We start from the raw sequence: 2,404 nt of genomic DNA on the forward strand, positions 1-2,404 counted from the left end.
GATCGTGAGTTTGTGGTCGTCGATACCGGAGGACTGGTGTTTGATGACGAAACTGAATTTTTACCATTAATTCGCGAACAAGCGATGATGGCTCTATCGCAGGCAAGTGCGGCGATATTTGTGGTGGACGGACAACAAGGCATTACTGGTGGCGACCAAGAAATTGCCACTTGGTTGCGGGTTCAAAAAATCCCCGTCTTTGTTGCGGTTAATAAGTGCGAATCCGAAACCGTTGGCGCGATGCAGACTGCTGATTTTTGGGAGTTGGGCATCGGCGAACCTTATGCCATATCTAGCATTCACGGTAGCGGTACGGGGGAATTATTAGACGAATTAATTCTTCATTTACCCGTGATGGAGGAAGCTGAGGAGCCAGAAGTACGGATTGCCATTATCGGACGTCCGAATGTCGGTAAATCTAGTTTGCTCAATGCGTTCTTGGGTGAGAATCGCTCGATCGTGAGTCCGATTTCTGGGACTACCCGCGATGCGATCGATACTGTGATTACTCGCAATGGTAACAATTATCGATTGATCGATACGGCGGGAATTCGGCGTAAGAAAAACGTCGATTATGGGCCAGAATTTTTTGGCATCAATCGCGCCTTTCGGGCGATCGATCGTTGCGATGTCGTCCTCCTGGTACTTAATGCTGAGGATGGCGTTACCGAGCAGGATCAAAAATTAGCCGGACGGATTGCCGAAGAAGGTCGGGCATGTGTAATTGTGGTCAATAAATGGGATGCTGTCGAAAAGGATTCCTATACGATTTATGACTATCAAGAACAATTAAATAGTCGTCTGGCTTTTACTGAATGGGCGGAAAATATCTTTGTCAGTGCCCTCACGGGACAACGTGTTGATAAAATCTTGGAAATAGTCGATCGAGCCGTCGAGCAACACCGTCGCCGTGTCAGTACCGCCGTGATTAACGAAGTCCTCGAAGAATCTACCACTTGGCACAATCCTTTAGTCACGCGGCAGGGCAAACAGGGTAAAATCTACTACGGTACCCAAGTTAGCTCCCAACCGCCGACGATCGCGCTATTTGTCAACGACCCTTCGCGGTTTAATGATAACTACCGTCGTTATATCGAAAACCAATTTCGGACGCAACTCGGCTTTGCAGGTACTCCCCTTCGCCTGCTCTGGCGTGGGAAGAAACAACGCGAAGGCGAGAAGATCGTCAATCGTGCGACTAGAGTTAAGTGATGAGTTGGGAGTTCGGAGTTGGGAGTTTCAGATGTATGGTGGGCAATGCCCACCATCTATAGTTTTGGGCAATTTTCTAACAAAAAAGATTTGCTACGTCCGAATACTATGTGGTGGGCAATGCCCACCCTACAGAACTTAACTCCCAACTCCGAACTTCCAACTCCGAACTCCGAACTCCCAACTCCCAACTCCCAACTGTAGATGGATCTCCTCCGCTCCTTACCCATTGGATTATATTTAGAACAGCCCGTTACTTGGTTGCATCGTCTAGATCCTAGAGTTAAACTCGGTTGGTTGCTGAGTTTTTTATTAGCTCCCGTGCTGGCTAGTGCAAGCTGGAAATTAATCTTAGTCGCACTGTTAATTTTAATTAGTATGCTCGCGCGGATTCCCTGGCGAGCACTCAAACAACAGATGGGCTGGTTATTGCTAATTGGCAGCATCATTTTTGTAGTAGGTATTTTCGCGCCAGATAGTATTAATGTCACTCATCAACTCCGCTCCCCGCCAGATGCGGCGGTAGAATTTCCCCAGCCATATCAATATGTGGTATTCAAAATTGATAGTGGTTTTATCCATCTCAAAGTCACCAAAAAATCGATCGATAATGCCATCTATGCCAGTACTCTGATCTTTACATCGGTGTATAGCGTCACGGTGTATCTACTCACCACTTCTCCAGAAGAAGTTACCACCGGATTAGACAATCTTATGGCACCGTTACGCCGCTATAACGTCCCTGTCACCGAGATTACCCTGACCCTGACTCTGGCTTTAAGATTTATTCCCTTAGTACTAGAAGAAATTCAAAACCTAGTCAGATCGGTCTATACTCGCGCGATCGATTGGCAAAAATTAGGTCTAAAAAATAGTGCTAAAGTGTGGCTGACTGTCGCCGAAAAAGCGATCGAAAATCTCTTAGTCAGAGCCGAACAAATTGCGATCGCCATGCAAGCACGCGGTTTCACTACTCCCAATACCCACCATGTCGAATGGCATCAATTAAAATTAGGCACCACCGACTTTTTCGCGATCGCCATTCTCTTCATCTTCTGGGCAGCTAGAATTGTCATTGGCGGTCAATATGCTTGAATTAGGCTTTAGGCTTTAGGCTTTAGGCTTTAGGTTTTAGGCTTTAGGCTCGATAGTTTTGGAACTGCGTTACCCATCCACCCATCCACCCATCCAC

Annotated in this window: 2 protein-coding genes; both read left to right on the forward strand. The window is 46.8% G+C overall.

The features are described 5' to 3' along the window. Nucleotides 1-1,212, forward strand: a 1,212-nt coding sequence (gene der / locus C7B77_RS28280) for a ribosome biogenesis GTPase Der (RefSeq protein WP_106312915.1), incomplete at its 5' end; no start/stop codon positions are given. A gap of 204 nt (nt 1,213-1,416) precedes the next feature. Continuing rightward, nucleotides 1,417-2,307, forward strand: a complete 891-nt coding sequence (locus C7B77_RS28285; protein ID WP_106312917.1) for an energy-coupling factor transporter transmembrane component T family protein — start codon at nt 1,417-1,419, stop codon at nt 2,305-2,307. Nucleotides 2,308-2,404: the final 97 nt, after the last annotated feature.

The organism is Chamaesiphon polymorphus CCALA 037, assembly GCF_003003845.1.
GTDB classification, from domain to species: Bacteria; Cyanobacteriota; Cyanobacteriia; order Cyanobacteriales; family Chamaesiphonaceae; genus Chamaesiphon; species Chamaesiphon polymorphus.